This window comes from Pantoea sp. CFSAN033090, assembly GCF_001264395.1.
GTDB classification, from domain to species: Bacteria; Pseudomonadota; Gammaproteobacteria; order Enterobacterales; family Enterobacteriaceae; genus Pantoea; species Pantoea agglomerans.
In genome coordinates, this window is record NZ_LGYX01000004.1 from 406,812 (window position 1) to 425,239 (window position 18,428).

The 18,428-nt window shown below is 55.5% G+C and carries 18 protein-coding genes; 8 read left to right on the plus strand and 10 right to left on the minus strand.

The window, feature by feature from the left end:
- Window positions 1-127 precede the first annotated feature (127 nt).
- The 5 genes from lolC (at window position 128) to pepT (ending at window position 5,713) form a co-directional block, all read left to right on the plus strand.
- Complete coding sequence (gene lolC / locus AFL22_RS05355) at window positions 128-1,327, plus strand: lipoprotein-releasing ABC transporter permease subunit LolC (protein ID WP_010246284.1); 1,200 nt, start codon at window positions 128-130, stop codon at window positions 1,325-1,327.
- Window positions 1,320-2,024 (plus strand): lipoprotein-releasing ABC transporter ATP-binding protein LolD, encoded by a 705-nt coding sequence (gene lolD, locus AFL22_RS05360; RefSeq protein WP_010246282.1) that lies wholly within the window; start codon window positions 1,320-1,322, stop codon window positions 2,022-2,024. Before lolC ends, lolD begins: the two co-directional genes overlap by 8 nt.
- The gene (lolE, locus tag AFL22_RS05365) at window positions 2,024-3,268 is read left to right on the plus strand and encodes a lipoprotein-releasing ABC transporter permease subunit LolE (RefSeq protein WP_022625849.1); all 1,245 of its coding nucleotides are present in this window, start codon (window positions 2,024-2,026) and stop codon (window positions 3,266-3,268) included. Before lolD ends, lolE begins: the two co-directional genes overlap by 1 nt.
- 145 nt (window positions 3,269-3,413) lie before the next feature.
- Window positions 3,414-4,247, plus strand: a complete 834-nt coding sequence (gene cobB / locus AFL22_RS05370; RefSeq protein WP_010246278.1) for a Sir2 family NAD+-dependent deacetylase — start codon at window positions 3,414-3,416, stop codon at window positions 4,245-4,247.
- A gap of 236 nt (window positions 4,248-4,483) precedes the next feature.
- Window positions 4,484-5,713, plus strand: a complete 1,230-nt coding sequence (gene pepT, locus AFL22_RS05375; protein ID WP_052270917.1) for a peptidase T — start codon at window positions 4,484-4,486, stop codon at window positions 5,711-5,713.
- A gap of 66 nt (window positions 5,714-5,779) precedes the next feature.
- On the opposite strand, the gene AFL22_RS05380 is transcribed toward pepT, so the two are convergent.
- From AFL22_RS05380 to rluE, 8 genes are all read right to left on the minus strand, one after another.
- Complete coding sequence (locus AFL22_RS05380; RefSeq protein WP_010246274.1) at window positions 5,780-6,904, minus strand: cupin domain-containing protein; 1,125 nt, start codon at window positions 6,902-6,904, stop codon at window positions 5,780-5,782.
- Between the two features lie 57 nt (window positions 6,905-6,961).
- The gene (gene phoQ, locus AFL22_RS05385) at window positions 6,962-8,422 is read right to left on the minus strand and encodes a two-component system sensor histidine kinase PhoQ (RefSeq protein WP_010246272.1); all 1,461 of its coding nucleotides are present in this window, start codon (window positions 8,420-8,422) and stop codon (window positions 6,962-6,964) included.
- Between the two features lie 2 nt (window positions 8,423-8,424).
- Window positions 8,425-9,093, minus strand: a complete 669-nt coding sequence (gene phoP / locus AFL22_RS05390; protein ID WP_010246270.1) for a two-component system response regulator PhoP — start codon at window positions 9,091-9,093, stop codon at window positions 8,425-8,427.
- 104 nt (window positions 9,094-9,197) lie between these two features.
- On the minus strand, window positions 9,198-10,568 hold the full coding sequence (purB, locus tag AFL22_RS05395) for an adenylosuccinate lyase (RefSeq protein WP_010246268.1): 1,371 nt from the start codon (window positions 10,566-10,568) through the stop codon (window positions 9,198-9,200).
- 44 nt (window positions 10,569-10,612) lie between these two features.
- On the minus strand, window positions 10,613-11,254 hold the full coding sequence (gene hflD / locus AFL22_RS05400) for a high frequency lysogenization protein HflD (RefSeq protein WP_010246266.1): 642 nt from the start codon (window positions 11,252-11,254) through the stop codon (window positions 10,613-10,615).
- A gap of 42 nt (window positions 11,255-11,296) precedes the next feature.
- Complete coding sequence (gene mnmA, locus AFL22_RS05405) at window positions 11,297-12,409, minus strand: tRNA 2-thiouridine(34) synthase MnmA (protein ID WP_010669869.1); 1,113 nt, start codon at window positions 12,407-12,409, stop codon at window positions 11,297-11,299.
- A gap of 42 nt (window positions 12,410-12,451) precedes the next feature.
- Window positions 12,452-12,925 carry an NUDIX hydrolase gene (locus AFL22_RS05410; protein ID WP_010246262.1) on the minus strand — a complete coding sequence of 158 codons (474 nt, stop codon included), beginning with the start codon at window positions 12,923-12,925 and terminating at the stop codon, window positions 12,452-12,454.
- A gap of 44 nt (window positions 12,926-12,969) precedes the next feature.
- On the minus strand, window positions 12,970-13,632 hold the full coding sequence (gene rluE / locus AFL22_RS05415) for a 23S rRNA pseudouridine(2457) synthase RluE (protein WP_031293006.1): 663 nt from the start codon (window positions 13,630-13,632) through the stop codon (window positions 12,970-12,972).
- A 104-nt stretch (window positions 13,633-13,736) separates the two neighbouring features.
- Between rluE and icd the strand changes: the two genes are divergently transcribed.
- From icd to AFL22_RS05430, 3 genes are all read left to right on the plus strand, one after another.
- Window positions 13,737-14,987 carry an NADP-dependent isocitrate dehydrogenase gene (gene icd / locus AFL22_RS05420; protein WP_010246256.1) on the plus strand — a complete coding sequence of 417 codons (1,251 nt, stop codon included), beginning with the start codon at window positions 13,737-13,739 and terminating at the stop codon, window positions 14,985-14,987.
- A gap of 512 nt (window positions 14,988-15,499) precedes the next feature.
- Window positions 15,500-15,697 carry a hypothetical protein gene (locus tag AFL22_RS05425; protein WP_010246253.1) on the plus strand — a complete coding sequence of 66 codons (198 nt, stop codon included), beginning with the start codon at window positions 15,500-15,502 and terminating at the stop codon, window positions 15,695-15,697.
- A 300-nt stretch (window positions 15,698-15,997) separates the two neighbouring features.
- Window positions 15,998-17,005 (plus strand): glycosyltransferase family 9 protein, encoded by a 1,008-nt coding sequence (locus AFL22_RS05430; RefSeq protein WP_052270918.1) that lies wholly within the window; start codon window positions 15,998-16,000, stop codon window positions 17,003-17,005.
- Here the strand turns inward: AFL22_RS05430 and AFL22_RS05435 are convergent.
- Entirely contained in the window at window positions 16,999-17,337 is a 339-nt protein-coding gene (locus AFL22_RS05435) for a DUF1493 family protein (protein ID WP_010669873.1), read from the minus strand. The two genes, AFL22_RS05430 and AFL22_RS05435, sit on opposite strands and share 7 nt — an antisense overlap.
- Window positions 17,337-18,398, minus strand: coding sequence for a glycosyltransferase family 9 protein (locus AFL22_RS05440; RefSeq protein ID WP_052270919.1), 1,062 nt, complete (start codon window positions 18,396-18,398; stop codon window positions 17,337-17,339). Before AFL22_RS05440 ends, AFL22_RS05435 begins: the two co-directional genes overlap by 1 nt.
- Window positions 18,399-18,428 lie beyond the last annotated feature (30 nt).

The following is an 18,428-nucleotide window of genomic DNA, read 5'->3' on the forward strand; positions in this document are numbered from 1 at the left end:
TTTGGCGCGCAAAGTGACGCATCCGGATGCAACTTTGCTGCCGACTCAGAGGGTTAGAGGTTTCATAAAGCCAGCCGCTCCTTTATCATCCCACTACCTATTTTCAGGCAACGGCTTACTGGATTCCATGTATCAACCTGTCGCGCTATTTATCGGTCTGCGTTATATGCGCGGACGAGCATCGGATCGCTTCGGTCGCTTTGTCTCCTGGCTCTCAACGATTGGCATTACGCTCGGCGTGCTGGCGATGGTCACCGTGTTATCGGTGATGAACGGTTTTGAGCGTGAACTCGAAGGCAATATTCTTGGCCTGATGCCTCAGGCGCTGATCACCAGCGACAAAGGCAGTCTCAATCCACAACAGCAACCCGCCACTTCGCTGAATCTGCAGGGTGTCAGCCGTATCGCGCCGCTGACCACCGCCAATGTGGTGCTGCAAAGCCCGCACAGCGTCTCCGTTGGCGTGATGCTGGGCATTGAGCCGGCTGAAAAAGATCCGCTTACCCCTTTCCTGGTCAATACCCGGCAGAGCGTGCTGCAGGCCGGGCAGTATAATGTCATCCTCGGCGAACAGCTGGCATCCCAGCTTGGCGTAAAACGTGGCGATCAGCTGCGTCTGATGGTGCCGTCGGTCAGCCAGTTCACCCCGATGGGACGCGTGCCAAGTCAGCGTCTGTTTACCGTAGCGGGCACCTATGCCGCTAACAGCGAAGTCGATGGTTATCAGATTCTGGTCAATCTTCAGGATGCGTCGCGCGTGATGCGCTATCCGGCCGGTAATATTACCGGCTGGCGACTGTGGCTGGATAAACCGCTGTCGGTCGACAGTCTGAGTCAGCAGACACTGCCTGCGGGCCTGGTCTGGAAAGACTGGCGTGAGCGTAAAGGCGATCTCTTCCAGGCGGTGCGTATGGAGAAGAACATGATGGGCCTGCTGCTGAGCCTGATCATCGCCGTGGCTGCCTTTAACATCATCACTTCGTTAGGCCTGCTGATCATGGAGAAGCAGGGCGAAGTGGCGATCCTGCAAACCCAGGGCCTGACGCGCCGGCAAATAGTGGCGGTGTTTATGGTGCAGGGTGCCAGCGCCGGTATTATCGGCACGCTGCTCGGCACGCTGCTCGGTGTCTTGCTGGCCAGCCAGCTCAACAACTTAATGCCGGTGATTGGCCTGTTCCTTGATGGTGCCGCATTGCCGGTTGATATTAATGTGTGGCAGGTGGTCACCATCGCCCTCAGCGCCATGATTGTGGCGCTGTTGTCTACGCTCTATCCTTCGTGGCGCGCTGCCGCCGTTCAACCTGCTGAGGCTTTACGTTATGAGTAACACTCCTTTGTTGCAGTGCCGCGACCTGTGCAAACGCTATCAGGAAGGCAGCGTGCAGACCGATGTGCTGCGCAATGTGGCTTTCAGCCTCCAGCCCGGTGAACTGACTGCGATTGTCGGCAGCTCCGGTTCCGGTAAAAGTACGCTGCTGCATCTGCTCGGCGGCCTGGATGCACCGACATCGGGCGACGTGGTGTTTGATGGCCAGTCACTGAATGCCATGTCCTCGTCGGCCAAAGCGGAGCTGCGTAACCGCGAGCTGGGCTTTATCTATCAGTTCCACCATCTGCTGCCGGACTTCAGCGCGCTGGAGAACGTGGCGATGCCGCTGCTGATTGGCAAAACCGCTAAAACGGAAGCACAGGATCGCGCCCGTGAGATGTTGGCCGCGGTCGGGCTGGACCATCGCGCCGCGCACCGGCCTTCAGAACTGTCAGGCGGCGAACGCCAGCGCGTGGCGATTGCCCGAGCGCTGGTTAACCGCCCACGGCTGGTGATGGCGGATGAGCCAACCGGTAACCTTGATGCACGCAACGCCGACGCCATTTTTGAATTACTGGGCGAACTGAACGTGCGTCAGGGCACCGCGTTTCTGGTGGTGACCCACGATCTGATGCTGGCAAAACGCATGACGCGTCAGATGGAGATGCGTGATGGTCAGTTAAGCGATCAGCTCACCATGGCAGGAGCGGTGTAATGGGTTCGTCGTTATCCCTGTTGCTGGGCCTGCGCTTTAGTCGTGGCCGCCGTCGTGGCGGCATGGTGTCGCTGATTTCAGTGATCTCCACCATCGGTATTGCGCTGGGCGTGGCGGTGCTGATTATCGGTCTGAGCGCCATGAATGGTTTTGAGCGTGAGCTGAACAACCGCATTCTGGCGGTGGTGCCGCATGGCGAGATCGAGGCGGTCAATCAGCCGTTCCAGCACTGGCAGTCGATGATTGCCCCGATTGAAAAGGTGCCCGGCATTGCGGCGGCAGCGCCTTATGTGAACTTCACCGGCCTGATTGAGAGCGGCGCCCGGCTGGAAGCGCTGCAGGTAAAGGGCGTTGATCCGGCACAGGAGCCGCGTCTCAGTGCCCTGCCACAGTTTGTGGCAGATAACGGCTGGTCCTCTTTTGCCGCCGGTAAGCAGCAGATCATTCTGGGCGGCGGCATTGCTAAATCGCTGAACGTGAAGCAGGGCGACTGGATCACCATCATGATCCCCAACAACGATGGTGATAACAAACTGCTTCAGCCTAAACGTATCCGGCTTCAGGTCAGCGGTATTCTGCAACTGAGCGGCATGCTCGATCACAGCCTGGCGCTGGTGCCTCTCGCCGATGCGCAGCACTATCTGGAGATGGGTGACAGCGTGTCCGGCATCGCCCTGAAGATGACCGACCCGTTCCAGGCGGTCAAACTGGTGCGGGATGCCGGTGAAGCGACCCGTTCCTACGTCTACATCAAGAGCTGGATTGGCACCTACGGCTATATGTACCGCGACATTCAGATGATCCGCGCCATCATGTATCTGGCGATGGTGCTGGTGATTGGCGTCGCCTGCTTTAACATTGTCTCAACGCTGGTGATGGCGGTGAAGGATAAGAGCAGTGACATTGCGGTGCTTCGTACCCTCGGTGCCAAAGACCGGCTGATCCGCGCCATCTTCATCTGGTACGGTTTGCTGGCAGGCCTGCTGGGCAGCGTCAGCGGCGTGATCGCGGGCGTGCTGGTGGCGCTGAATCTGACCTCACTGGTGCGCGGGCTGGAGTCGGTTACCGGTCATCATCTGCTGGCGGGTGATATCTACTTCATTGATTTCCTGCCGTCGGAACTGCACTGGATTGATGTGTTCTCAGTATTGATTACCGCGATTCTGCTGAGCCTGCTGGCGAGCTGGTATCCCGCCAGACGCGCCAGCCGCATTGACCCGGCTCGGGTATTAAGCGGTCAGTGAAAAAATGCGGCGCGAATCCTTTCGCGCCGCATCTGTTTAAGACCTTTGCTGTTGGGCGCTGCCCTCAGCAACCGTTACTATCGGGTGATGTTAACCCGGAATCTGTTTAGAGCGGCTCGCCGCAGCTGCTACGCCAGGAGATTTTATGCGTACACCACGTCGCCGCATACGACTTGCCCGCCTGAAGAAAACCCGGAGAAAAGTGCATCAGCGCTTTCGCCAGCGCATATTTGAGCGCGATCGTCAGGCCGAACTGGCCGCCCATCCTCAGCCACATGTTGTCGTGCTGACCGGCGCAGGCATCTCAGCGGAGTCCGGCATCCGGACCTTCCGAGCCGCTGACGGCCTGTGGGAAGAGCACCACGTAGAAGATGTTGCGACGCCCGAAGGATTTCAGCGCGATCCTGCACTGGTGCAGCGCTTCTACAATGCGCGCCGCCAGCAATTGCAGGAGGCAGAGATTCAGCCTAACGCGGCCCATCTGGCGCTGGCGGAGCTGGAACAGGTATTAGGCGATAACTTTTTGCTGGTCACGCAAAACATCGACAATCTGCATGAACGTGCCGGAAACAGCCGGGTGCTGCATATGCACGGTGAACTGCTAAAAGTGCGCTGTGTCACCAGCGGTCAGGTCATTGAGTGGACCGGTGATATTACCCCGGACGATCGCTGCACCTGCTGCCAGTTCCCCTCTGCGCTGCGGCCGCACGTAGTGTGGTTCGGTGAGATGCCGCTGGGCATGGAGCAGATTTATCAGGCGCTTGAACAGGCCGATTACTTTATCGCTATCGGCACCTCAGGCCATGTCTATCCGGCCGCGGGTTTTGTCCATGAAGCCAAACTGCAGGGCGCGCATACTGTTGAGCTGAACCTGGAGCCAAGCCAGGTGGGCAACGAATTTGCCGAGCGGCATTACGGCCTGGCGAGCGAAGTGGTGCCGGAGTTTGTGCATAAGCTGCTGCGCGCGCTTTATAAGTAAGCAGGGGCGGCTATGGCCGCCTCGCCGTTTTTTGCCCGTCATGCTGATTCCAGCCGCCCGGTGTTTATCAACATTGCGAGGTTTGCCGCAACAATCTCGTAATCAGCCGTTTTTTTCGGGCTTATTGCTTTCCCAAAGGTTATCGACAGCGCTAACCTGTCTGCGAATGATTTTACGCAACGTTGTAACCGGCTGGTCTGTTAATAATACCGGATGGCACTTTTAAAGGATGGGATATGGAACAGTTACTTGAGCGCTTTTTAAGTTATGTGGCCGTTGAGACACAGGCTAAGCCGCAGGCGCGCCAGGTGCCCAGCAGTGAAGGGCAGTGGACGCTGGCGCGTCAGTTACAGGAGGAGTTGCTGGCACTGGGTTTTGTCGATGTCTCCTTAAGCGATCACTGTTGCGTCATGGGCACGCTGCCCGCCAATGTTGACTGGCCGACGCCAGTCATCGGTTTCATCTCTCACATGGATACCTCGCCAGACTTTACGGCGAAACATGTGAATCCGCAGATCATTGAAAATTATCGCGGCGGGGACATTGCGCTGGGTAACGGCAACGAAATTCTCTCGCCGGTGATGTTCCCGGTGCTGCACAAGCTGATTGGGCATACGCTGATTACTACCGATGGCAAAACCCTGCTGGGCGCGGATGATAAAGCAGGTATCGCCGAGATTATGACGGCGATGGCGCAACTGGCTGCGAGCGATACGCCGCACGGTGCGATCCGTGTTGCCTTTACGCCCGATGAAGAGATTGGTCGCGGCACTTCTCACTTTGATGTGGAAGGCTTTGCCGCTGACTGGGCCTACACCATTGATGGCAGTGATTTAGGGGAGTTCGAGTATGAGAACTTCAACGCTGCTTCGGCCACCGTCAAAATCGTCGGTAACAACGTGCACCCTGGCTCCGCCAAAGGGGTGATGGTCAATGCGCTGGATCTGGCAAACCAGTTTCATGCCGCGGTCCCGGCCAGCGAAAAACCGCAATATACTGACGGCTATCAGGGCTTCTATCATCTGCATCAGATCAAAGGCAGCGTTGAACACGCCGAGATGCTCTATATCATTCGTGACTTCGACACGGAGAGTTTTGAACAGCGTAAACAGACGCTGCTGCAGATTGCCGCAGAGATCAACAAAACCCTGCACCCGGACTGTTCGGTCACCGTCGAGATCACCAACAGCTATCGCAACATGCGTGAAAAGGTTGAGCCGTTCCCGCACATCATCGAACTGGCTTTACAGGCGATGCGTGACTGCGGCATTGAGCCGGTAGTGAAACCGATTCGCGGCGGTACGGATGGATCGGCGCTGTCGTGGAAAGGGCTGCCTTGCCCGAACATCTTTACCGGTGGCTATAACTATCACGGCAAGCATGAGTTTGCTTCGCTGAATATCATGGCGAAATCGGTGGAAGTGATTGTGCGGCTGTCAGAGCTGGCGGCGCAGAAGAAGAATTAAACCCGCAGACACAAAAAAGGCTCTCTGCCACGGCGGCAAGAGAGCCTGATTCATTATCAGCTCAGATTATTCGTCGCCGAAGTACCAGTAACCAGCATTGACCAGATCAGCGATCTGCGCCAGTACCGACGGGTCATCCAGCGCATCGCCCAGATCGTCCAGTGTGATGCGATAGTGGCGCGCCAGTACCGCCATCACATCGGGATGTGAACACTCAACCCGCTCACCGTTGACATAGACCGCATCGCCAATCGTCAGGACACGCAGGCCACCTAACCGGCTCAGGGTATCGCCCTGTTGCAGCGCATCATAAATTTCATCAGGCTGGTAAGGCGGTTCCGGTGGTGCGACATCGAGTTCGTGACGTGACTGGGAAATAAATTCGCCGAACCATTGAGCGAACTGCTCCGGCTGATTGACCACATCCAGCATCAACTGACGTACGCCTTCAATCTCCTGCGGCAGAATCTGCGACGGGCAATCACGTGCAGGGACATCCGGATCGCTGAAGCGCAGGCTGCCCAGCTCATTAGCCAGCGCGTAATCTGCAAAGCCGCTGATTAACTCGCGTCCGCTGGGGGCACGGAAACCCACGGAGTAGTTCAGGGCGTTTTCCAGCGAGTAGCCTTCATGCGGGAACCCCGGCGGAATATAGAGAATATCACCCGGCTCCATCTCTTCATCGATGATGGCGTCGAATGGCTCAACCTGTAGCAGATCCGGATGCGGACAGTGCTGCTTCAGCGGCACCTTTTCACCGACGCGCCAGCGACGGCGACCGGCACCCTGAATAATAAAGACATCATACTGATCAAAATGGGGACCGACGCCGCCGCCAGGCACGGCAAACGACACCATCAGGTCATCAACACGCCAGTCAGGCAGGAAACGGAAAGGGCGCATCAGTGCGGCAGAGGCTTCATGCCAGTGATTGACCGCCTGTACCAGCAGCGACCAGTTGTTTTCACCCAGATGATCATAGCTCTCGAACGGGCCGTGGCTGACCTGCCATTTGCCATCCTGATGGCTGACCAGGCGGCTATCCACCTCGTTTTCCATCGCCAGACCGGCCAGTTCATCCGGTGAAAGAGGATCGACAAAGTTTTTAAAACCACGCTTCAGCACTACCGGGCGTTTCTGCCAGTAACGCTGAATAAAATCGGGCCAGTTAATATCGAGCTGATAGTCCATAAAAGGGTTCCGCTTAGGGCTGTAAATGCCAGCAAGTATAACAGCCCTGAGGGTTTTCTACTCGCGGCGATGTTCGACTTCCTGGCGCTGAAAGACCACTTCCATGCGTGTTCCGCCGAGTGCGCTACCGGAGGCGATGACGTTGCCCTCATATTGCTCAAGAATATCGCGCACCACCGCCAGACCCAGTCCCTGACCGGGACGCAGAGTATCGGCGCGCTGACCCCGGACAAACACTAAATCGCGCTTACTCTCGGGAATGCCCGGACCATCATCGTCAATATAGAGATGGAGTGCATTTTCGCTCTGAAAAGCACTGATTTCGATAAATTCCAGGCAATACTTGCAGGCGTTATCGAGCACGTTGCCCAGCACTTCCATAAAGTCATTCTGGTCGCCAACAAAGGTCAGCTCCGGTGAGATATCCAGCGAAATCGCCACGCCTTTACGCTGATAGACTTTATTCAGGGCCGAGCAGAGCTTGTCGAGCAGACCGGAAACGGAATGCAGATCGCGCTGCAGCGGATTGTGATCGGCCTGCATACTGGCGCGATGCAGATAATAACCGACCTGCTGCGAGATTCGACTAATCTGCTCCAGCATCACCGGCTCAGCCTGTTCCACCGTCAGTTCCTTGCCGTTGCGCAGCGAGCGCAGGGTGCTCTGCAACACGGCCAGCGGCGTTTTCAGACTGTGGGTCAGGTCTGAAAGCGTGGTGCGATAGCGGGTATAGCGTTGTCGCTCATTGGTCAGCAACAGATTGAGGTTACGCACCAGACTGCGCAGTTCCTGCGGCGGATTATCCGCCAGATTTTCGCGCTGGCTGGTCTCCAGTTCGCGCACCTGCTGCGTCAGCGCGCCAATCGGCCGCAGACTCCAGTGCGCCGCCAGCCACAGCAACGGAATGATCAGTATCAGGTTGGCTGCCAGCACATAGCTGAACCACGACCAGACCACATCAGAATGCTGCAACTCCTGCGGGATAGAGTCGACCACCACAATGGTGAGCGCGGGCAGATTCGTGGTGGCATCGTAACGGTTAACGGCGACCGAGTGGGTAAAGGTATCGTTGCTGTCATTGTCCCAGTCGTTGAGTCGTTGCTGAGCATTCAGGTTATTGCCCATTGCCACCATGCTGGTACGGTTACTGGTATCAATCTCGTAGAAGTCAGGCTTCAGCAGCCATTCACGGCGGATCTTCTTGCGGATCTCTGGCACGTCGCGTTGCTGCCACAACAGTTTGCCGTGCTCATCGTAAATAAATACCAGCGTCGGGAAGTTGAGCGTCATCCGTTCCGGCTGGGCGATGGTGAGTTTGTTGTCATGCCATTGCGCCAGCGTAAAGAACAGGTTGCTCTCGCCGCGCATCACGCGGTAGGTGTTTTTATCGAAACTGACCACATAGCCAATCACCGCCACCATGCCGTAGGAGAGTGAGAGGAAGAGGACTATCGCTGCGGAGGCCAGCAGAAAGCGGGCGCGCAGCGAAATAGGGCGATAACGATTAAACCAGGACATGGTCAGAGATCAAAGCGGTAGCCCTGGCCACGCACGGTGGCGATCACGTCAGTAGGATGCAACGCCAGAATTTTTTTGCGCAGACGTCCCATAAGAACGTCGATGGTGTGGCTTTCACGCAGTTCAGCGTCAGGATAGAGCTGCAGCATCAGCGAGTCTTTGCTTACCACTTTGCCCGCGTTACGGATCAGCGTTTCAACAATGGTGTACTCAAAGGCCGTGAGCTTCACCGGCTGTTCATTGACCGTCAGTTCACGGCGGGAGAGATCAACCTGAAACGGGGCCATATCGATGATTTGCGAGGCATGTCCGCTGTTACGACGCATCAGCGCCTGCAGGCGTGCCGCGACTTCTTCAATGTGAAACGGTTTGGTGACGTAGTCATCCGCACCGGCTTCCAGCGCCTCAACTTTGGCCTGCCAGCCTTCACGGGCGGTCAGCACCAGAATCGGCTGGCGCACGGCATCGCTGCGCCAGCGGCGAATCAGAGACATACCATCTTCATCCGGCAGGCCGAGATCCACCAGCGCGATATCGGGCAGATGTTCCCGAAGAAAATAGTCAGCTTCTTTGGCGTCTTCGGCGGCATCGACCTGATGGCCCATGTCACGTAACTGGACGGCGAGATGATGGCGCAGCAGGGCATTGTCTTCAACAACCAGAACACGCATAGAAATTCCTTACACTCTGTTTGAGTCAACCTGCAGAAAGTATACGCGAAATGTATTAAACAAGATGTTAACGCAGACCGGACTGGGCCGGTCTGCGGCGGGCATTATTTCAGATCGTCAACCATCTGGATAGCGCGACCAATATAGTTTGCAGGCGTCATCTGCTTCAGACGGACTTTTTCCTCTTCCGGCAGCGCCAGGCTGTCGATAAAGGCCTGCATGCCGGCGGCATCGACGCGTTTACCGCGCGTCAGCTCCTTCAGCTTCTCATAAGGCTTCTCAATGCCGTAACGACGCATTACCGTCTGGATCGGTTCTGCCAGCACTTCCCAGTTGTGATCCAGTTCATCCAGCAGACGATCGCGGTTCACTTCCAGTTTCGAGATGCCTTTCAGCGTCGCCTGATAGGCGATCAGCGCATAACCGACGCCCACACCGAGGTTACGCAGCACGGTGGAGTCGGTCAGATCGCGCTGCCAGCGTGAGACCGGCAGTTTGCTGGCCAGATGCTGCATTACCGCGTTCGCCAGGCCCAGATTGCCTTCGGAGTTTTCGAAGTCGATCGGGTTCACTTTGTGCGGCATGGTCGACGAGCCAATCTCGCCCGCAATGGTCTTCTGTTTGAAATGGTTCAGCGCCACATAACCCCAGATATCGCGATCGAAATCGATCAGGATGGTGTTAAAGCGGGCGATGCAGTCAAACATTTCGGCAATATAGTCGTGCGGCTCAATCTGCGTGGTGTATGGGTTCCAGGTGATCCCCAGCGAGGTGACGAAGTTCTCGCTCAGCGCATGCCAGTCCACTTCGGGATAGGCGGCAATGTGGGCGTTGTAATTCCCTACAGCGCCGTTGATTTTGCCCAGCACCTCAATCTGTTTCAGCTGACGTAACTGACGCTCCAGACGGTAAGCGACGTTCGCCATCTCTTTACCCATCGTCGACGGTGTAGCCGGCTGGCCGTGGGTGCGGGAGAGCAGCGGAATGTCACGATATTCGCTGGCAAGATCTTTCACAGCGGTAATCAGCTGCTGCCAGTAAGGCAGGATCACGTCACGACGGGCTGTTTCCAGCATCAGGGCGTGCGACAGGTTGTTGATATCTTCAGAAGTACAGGCGAAGTGGATAAATTCAGAAACAGCATGCAGGGCAGGGACGTCGGCAACTTTCTCTTTCAGGAAATACTCAACCGCTTTGACGTCGTGGTTGGTGGTGCGCTCAATGGTTTTGATGCGCGCGGCATCTTCTTCGGAAAAACCGGCGACAATCGCATCAAGGAAAGCGTTTGCGTCGGCATCAAATGCAGGAACTTCCTTGATCTCTGCGGTCGCGGCCAGTTTTTGTAACCAGCGAACTTCAACCTCAACGCGGAATTTCAGCAAACCGAATTCGCTGAAAATCGCACGCAGCGGGCTGACTTTATCGCCGTAACGACCATCGACAGGTGAGACGGCGGTCAGAGAGGATAATTCCATCAGTGCAACTCCTGAATCATTTAGCAGTGTTTTGCCGCACCGACTTAGTAAGTCAGTGGCAGCCGGGATAAGAGGGTTTTCGCTTCACGCAGCAAACGCTGACGCGAGAACATCAGTTGCAGTCGGCCACCACCGACCTGCTGCCACAATACGGCAGCACGGATACCGGCTAACAGGGTGGCGCGCACTTTACTCTGTACCTGCGTATTCTGCAGTACCGCAGGCGAACCGGTGACCTGAATACGCGGGCCAAGCGGGCTGATCACATCCACATAGATGGCAGCCATCGCGCTGAGAATGGTGTCTGACTCCAGTTCATAATGCGCCAGCTGGCGATCCAGCTGAGTGATGCGCTGGGCCAGCGTCGCCATGGCCGTTTTACTGGCGCTGAGCTTGCGCTCCAGCACCATCATGCTCAGGGTGTAACGCGTCAGCTCTGCACCTGCACCCTGACGACTGCTGCTGTTCAGCACCGCCATCAGCGTTTCAAGTCCGAGGCGCAGGTTGGCTTCATTGTTGCCAAACACCGCCAGCGTTGAGCCAGGATTAAGGTCCAGCACGCTGCGCAGCGATACGGTCAGCGCCTCCGGCTGGCAGTGACCCTGCTGAGCCAGCTGCTGCACCAGATGGGCCGACTGACAGATGCCCGCCAGCGCCAGCGTAATTTCCTGATAATTTTTCGCCACGGTTACTCCTGTTTACGCGTCATCAATGCGGGCTGAGCCCGCTTACTCCGCCACTAACGGCAGACGCTGTTCGATAATACCGCCACCGAGGCAGACCTCACCAAGGTAAAACACCGCAGACTGACCCGGCGTCACCGCTGCAACCGGCTCGTCGAAACGCACCTCAATCCGATCGTCGCCGTGTGGGATAATCTCACAGGGAATATCGGTCTGACGATAGCGGGTTTTCACGGTGCAGCGAAGCGGGGCGGTAATCGGCTGGCGATCAACCCAGTGCAGCTGCTGCGCAATCAGGCCGACGGACATCAGACGCGGATGATCGCCGCCCTGGGCGACAATCAGGCGGTTACGCGCCACATCTTTGTCGACCACATACCAGGGATCATCTTTGCTCTCTTTCAGGCCGCCAATACCCAGGCCTTTACGCTGTCCCAGAGTATGGTACATCAGCCCCTGATGTTCACCGACGATCTGGCCTTCGGTGGTTTCTATTTCGCCAGGCTGAGCCGGGAGATAGCGCGCCAGGAAGTCGCGGAATTTGCGCTCACCGATAAAGCAGATGCCGGTCGAGTCTTTCTTCTTCGCGGTGATAAGGTCGAGCTGTTCGGCAATGCGGCGCACTTCCGGTTTTTCCAGCTCGCCAACCGGGAACAGACTTTGGGCGATCTGCTGGTGGCTCAGGGTATAGAGGAAGTAGCTCTGATCTTTGTTGCCATCCAGACCGCGTAGCAGCTGGCTCTGGCCAGCCACGTCCTGACGACGCACGTAGTGACCGGTGGCGATAAAATCTGCGCCGAGATCCTCAGCCGCGAACTCCAGGAACGCTTTGAATTTGATCTCTTTGTTGCAGAGGATATCGGGGTTGGGCGTGCGGCCCGCTTTGTACTCTTCGAGGAAATGCTCAAAGACGTTATCCCAGTATTCAGCGGCAAAGTTAACTTTGTGCAGCTTCATACCCAGCTTGTCGCACACCGCTTGCGCATCCGCCAGATCGTCCGCGGCGGTACAATACTCCTCGCCATCGTCCTCCTCCCAGTTCTTCATGAACAGGCCTTCAACCTGGTAACCCTGCTGTTGCAGTAACCAGGCGGAAACGGAAGAATCGACGCCGCCGGACATACCGACGATCACTTTTTTCTGGCTGTTGTCAGACATGACACGCTCGCATTACGATAAAAAAACAGGCGGCGCATTCTATCATGCAGAAGGCAGGCGCGCACCCTCGTGAAACGGCCACCGGAATGGGCTGACCAGATGTAGCGGGTAGCGCGTGCCCTGTTGCCACAGGCGTACGCTTTCCGCGACCAGCGGCGAACGCAGGTTAGAGGCAGTGAGAATCTGCGCTGGCGGCAACCACCAGCAGCAATCGATGTCGCTGTCCTGCGGCTGGGTTGGCGCTTTTTCCGCCAGATCCACGCCAAACAGAAAACGCACAAAAGGCGTACTGTCGGGCGCGATCCACTGGTTTATCGCGATGAAATAGTGCATCGGCGTGGCGATGCCGGTCTCTTCATAGAGTTCGCGCTCTGCGGCTTCCAGCAGAGTTTCATCCGCTTCAAGATGCCCGGCGGGCTGGTTCCAGGTGGGGCGACCGTTGATCGTCTCTTCCACCACCAGTAATTCACCTTCTGCCTGAACCAGACAGGCGACAGTAACATGAGGTTTAAACATCACTTCTCCGCAATTGTTAACCTGAGGTTATAAAAAACCGGTTTTCAGAGCGCACTTTCGCTGAGTTCACGCCACGCGCCCGGAGCCAGATCGTCGAGCGAATAACTCCCCATCGCGTACCGGATCAGTCGCAAAGTGGGAAAGCCAATGTGGGCGGTCATCCGGCGAACCTGACGATTACGGCCTTCATACAGCGTGATTTTCAGCCACTGCGTCGGGATGTTTTTACGTTCGCGTATAGGTGGCTGACGTGGCCAGAGCCACTCAGGCTCAGCCACTTTTTCTACCCCAGCGGGCAGCGTCAACCCATCTTTCAGATTAACCCCATCCCGCAAAGGCTGCAGATCCGTCTCCTGTGGCTCGCCTTCCACCTGCACATAATAGATCTTACCTGTGCGTTTGCCGGGCTGAGTCAGCGCAGCCTGCAGCGCGCCGTCGTTGGTCAGCACCATCAATCCTTCGCTGTCGCGATCGAGGCGACCTGCGGCATAAACCTCTGCGACGCTGACAAAATCCTTCAGTGTTCGGCGGCCCGCTTCATCGGTGAACTGCGGTAACACGTCGAACGGTTTGTTAAACAGAATCACGCGGCGCGGAGCCGCAGGGCGGGCAGGGGAACGCCGCGCATCACGCGTCGGGCGGCTGAATCGTTTATCCTGGTGAATTCGTTGAGAAGTTTTTCGCATGGGCTTTGCAGTCAGAAACATTCGGCGCATTATAACGTGAAATTGCGGTGATTGGCGTGGCGGAAATATTCAAGTAGTATTGACGCGCATCTTACAAATCATTAACAAACGCCCAGGAGAGGTTAATGGAAAGCAAAGTAGTTGTTCCGGCGGAAGGTCAGAAAATCACCCTGAATCAGGGCAAGCTCACAGTGCCAAACAATCCGGTCATTCCTTACATTGAGGGTGACGGTATCGGTGTTGATGTTTCCCCGGTAATGCTGAAAGTCGTCGATGCGGCGGTGAAGAAAGCCTACAACGGCGAGCGTAAGATCTCCTGGATGGAGATTTACACCGGTGAGAAGTCAGTTGAACTCTACGGCCAGGATGTCTGGCTGCCACAGGAAACTCTCGACTTAATCAAAGAATATCGCGTGGCCATTAAAGGCCCACTGACCACCCCGGTCGGCGGCGGTATTCGTTCACTGAACGTGGCCCTGCGTCAGGAACTTGACCTCTACGTCTGCCTGCGTCCGGTACGTTACTACAAAGGCACGCCAAGCCCGGTTAAACGTCCTGAAGAGACCGACATGGTGATCTTCCGTGAAAACTCCGAAGATATCTATGCCGGTATCGAGTGGAAAGCGGGCTCTGCCGAAGCGGACAAAGTGATCAAGTTCCTGCGCGAAGAGATGGGCGTGAAGAAAATTCGCTTCCCTGAGCAGTGCGGTATCGGCGTTAAACCGTGTTCAGAAGCGGGCACCAAACGTCTGGTGCGCGCGGCAGTGGAATACACCATCACTAACGATCGTGATTCACTGACCCTGGTTCACAAAGGCAACATCATGAAGTTCACCGAAGGTTCTTTCAAAGACTGGGGATACCAGTTAGTGAAAGAAGAGTTCGGCGGCGAACTGATCGACGGCGGCCCGTGGATGAAGTTCAAAAACCCGAACACCGGCAAAGAGATCATCGTTAAAGATGTGATTGCTGATGCGTTCCTGCAACAGATCCTGCTGCGTCCGGCTGAGTATGACGTTATCGCCTGTATGAACCTGAACGGTGACTACATCTCTGACGCTCTGGCAGCGCAGGTTGGCGGTATTGGTATCGCACCAGGCGCCAACATCGGTGACGAGTGTGCGCTGTTCGAAGCGACCCACGGTACAGCACCTAAGTATGCAGGTCAGGATAAAGTGAACCCAGGTTCAATTATTCTGTCCGCAGAAATGATGCTGCGTCACATGGAGTGGTTCGAAGCGGCTGACCTGATTGTTAAAGGTGTTGAAGGCGCTATCGCTAACAAGACCGTGACTTACGATTTCGAACGCCTGATGGATGGCGCTAAACTGCTGAAATGTTCAGAGTTTGGTGACGCGATCATCGAAAATATGTAATCGGCTTTCCGTAACATATAGCCAACACGGATGTAAAAATCGTGTTGGCTTTTTATTTCACGCTTTCTTTCCCCAAAACTCTTCATAAAATCACCTTCACGCAGCAACCACAATCCAGGCTTTGCCGCGATCATCGTTATAGCGATTACTCATCTAAGCGCTTATTGCTTTCGCATCGTGCTGTTTAAGACATTTACTCCGTGAGAGTGCTGCTAAATCATTTCCCGCTGACTGGCATTTTACTCTCTCTGCAAATTGAATTGTCTGATGCCACGGTAAAAGAGTGAGTGAACGCATATCTGTCATCCACCCTGTCACGCCTGATTTGTTAAACGACCCTCTGTTAATCTCTTTCAGTACCAGTTAAGCGCACGGCATTAAATGTGTCGGGCCACGTTATTTGATCCTTACAGCTGATTCATTTTTGTAACCTGTACCACAAAAAAATAGAGTTACGCATGATCCGGTTGCCCCAGACGTGTACGCTTCTGCCGATACAGAGGGAGAGCATTATGGATGATGAAGCGGTAAGTGATGCTATTGCGGCATGTCGCCTGCTATTTGGACAGGCGGTGATGGAAATCGTGGCTGAAAATAAGCCTGTGACTGGCGAAGCCATTTCTGAAAAAATTCATCAAATGTTTACCGGAATCAACCCGGAACCCGTGATGACGCTGGCTATCAGCCTGCTGACAACCCGCGCCGACTGACCGATCCCGGTCATCAAGCCAAAGACCTCAGGCCGCCATGGGCGGCCTTTTCCTTTCTATACGCTGGCCCGGCAGGGCCGACGCCGTAAAAATAATAATCCGGTTAATAATTCAGGCCTGTCTCTGGCCTGTCGTGCTGGCCTCATATTTTAACAATATCGCAACTATGGAACCAATCTGACACTGCGCTGACTAATTTGCTGACTATACCGTTACGTTACCGTTTTCAGAACGTTAACCGGGCGAGTCTTACTTTTATTCAGCCAGAACGGCGTAGCCTTTGCGCAGAGGATGTCAGACATGCGGTTTTTAATTATTTGTCGGGATAATATTGGCGACACCTTACTGACCACGCCGCTGATCAGTGCGCTGGCGCAGTCGGGGCAGCATCAGGTCGACGTGCTGACTAACAATTACGCTGCGCCAGTGTTGCAGCATAATCCCGATATCCGGCAGCTCTTCTATTACACCAAACTGCATCACCGTGAGGCAGGGCAGGGACGACTGGCCTGTCTCTTACAGCGACTGAAGCTGATGCTGACGCTGAAAAAACAGCGTTACGATGTGGTGATTCTGGCAAAAAGCCGCTGGGATCAGCATGGCCTGAAGTGGGTTAAAACAGTGCGTCCTGCCAGAGTGATCGCCCTGGGTCATCCCCATCCGCTGATTACCGATCTGTTGCCGCCACCCAGCCAGTCGCCGTGTCATATCAGTGAAACCCTGTTTAGCCTGGGGCGGCCTTTCAATCTCAGCGCCACAGCGCCAGGCAAACTGACGCTGCTACCGAATGCGGCAATCGCGGCCAGCCTGCGTGACAGCTGTGCAATTGATCCCGCTGTTCCGGTCTATGCATTGCAAATCAGCGCCCGCAAGCCGAGCCAGCAGTGGGAAGCCGCGCGGTTTGCCGGGCTGGCTGAAAAAATCGCGGCGCGTCATCCCTGCCAGATAATGCTGCTCTGGTCACCCGGCAGCCGTGATAATCCGCGTCATCCGGGAGATGATGAAAAAGCGCGGGAAATTATGGCGCTCTGCCCGCATCTGCCGATCAAGGCGGTGGCAACCACCAGCCTGCCGCAGTTAATTGCAGCAATGTCGTTGTGTCAGGGGCTGGTGAGCAGTGATGGCGGGGCAATGCACATTGGTGCGGCGCTGGGATTGCCGGTCGTCGCGCTGTTTGGCGACAGCGATCCGGCGTGCTGGCATCCGTGGCAGGTTAACTATCAGGTGCTGCAACCGGCGTCACGTGAGGTCAATGCGCTGAGCAGCAGCGAGGTCTATGACGCCTTCGCCCATACCATTACTCAGTAAGCCTCTTCAGGCCAGCGTCCCAGTCTGGCCGCTTCACATAGCATGGCGACCGTCAGTGGACGATAAGGCTGTGCTGTGCCCGCAGTAAACCAGTTTGCCACTGCAAAGCGCCGTCGGCGCGGCTCCGGAAAATAGCGGGCGTCATCATACTGTTCTGAACAGACGCCGAAAGTGATAAAAAAATCACTCATCAGAATGGCAAAATCCACCTCACTCAGCGGTAACTGCTGCAGATGAAATCCCGCCCGATCCACTTTCCGGAACCAGCCCAGTGCGGTTGGCTGATTGTGGTGCTCAATCAGCGCAATGATGGATTGAGAAAGGTCGTTCATTACCCCACCAGTTTCGCCACGGCCTGCCCGACCTCATCGGCCTTGATCGTTGCCATCGGATGCTGTGAGGCGGTTTTATCCGGGCGGTGAATAATGATATGCCGATCGCTGTCCTGGCAGGGACCGGTATAACGCGGATTGGCGGTGGAGAACAGGCTGACCGTCGGCGTTTGCGCGGCCACGGCGATGTGCAGTGGACCGGTGTCCCCGGTAACCAGCACATCCAGCGTGCGAATCAGGCTAATCAGGCCGCTGAGATTCGTTTTACCCGCCATCGGGGTCACACACTTACGGTAGTGCAGGGGCAGGCTTTCAATAAATTCCTGCTCAAGAGGCTGCTCAGCGGCGGTGCCGGTAACGATAATTTCCGTGTCAGGCCAGCGTTCAAGCAAGGCTGTCGCCAGCTGGCTGAAGGAGGCCAGCGGCCAGCGGCGAATATCTTTTGATGCCCCTAACTGAAAACCGATACGGCGATGGTCAGCCTTTGCAGTCGGACTGTTGTTCAGTGCCGGAAGGTGCATCCGGGTCTGCTCTGTCTCTGCGCCAAGGACTTCAATCAGTTTCAGCTTACGCTTGATGGTATGGTCATCAAAATAGCCTGAATAGTGATCGAGATATTTATTTAGCAGAGGCGACTCGCGGCCGTAATGATCGCGCACAATCACCTTACTGCCGGTCAGTACCGAGCTCATAATATCGTAGGGGAAATGGGCGTGTAATATTACTGACAGGTCAGGTTTCTGAAGGCGCAGTTTGAAAAAAAGCGGCAGGAAATTCGCCAGTTTGTTATCCCAGATATAGATCTTATCAAACCAGTTATAACGGCTGACGAGATCCTTATTTTTCTTGCTGGAAACCAGAATAAATTTGCTGGCGGGAAAGCGATTTTTCAGGCTCAAGATAGCCGGCGTATTCATCAGAAAATCGCCCAGTGCCGTGGTGGAGTATATCACCACTGTTTGTGGGGCCAGGTCGTGCAAGGCCTGTGGTTTTGTTCTGCTGGAAAATCGAGAATAGAGCGTTAAAAGTCGGTCTATCAGATAAATCTTTTTTTTCTTCACGTCTGAATTCTCTTAAACGTATCAATAATA